Raw genomic sequence first — 236 nt, forward strand, 5'->3', positions numbered from 1 at the left:
ACCTCGGCGACCGGGCCGCCGACTTTCAGGTCCTGATCCGCGACCGCGCCGGACAATTCACCGCTTCCTTCGACGCAGTCCTCGCAGACGCCAACATCACAGCCATCAAGATCCCACCCCGGACTCCCCGCGCGAACGCCTACGCGGAACGGTTCGTCCGCACCGTCCGGACGGAAGCCACCGACCGGATGCTGATCTTCGGTGAACGGCACCTGCGCACCGTCCTGGCCGAGTAC

At 66.9% G+C, this 236-nt stretch carries 1 protein-coding gene; it reads left to right on the forward strand.

The annotated features are described in order from the left end of the window. The coding region (locus FMEAI12_RS00970) for an integrase core domain-containing protein (protein WP_146776597.1) at positions 1-236 on the forward strand (236 nt) is incomplete at both ends.

Source organism: Parafrankia sp. Ea1.12 (assembly GCF_900465275.1).
GTDB lineage: Bacteria > Actinomycetota > Actinomycetes > Frankiales > Frankiaceae > Parafrankia > Parafrankia soli.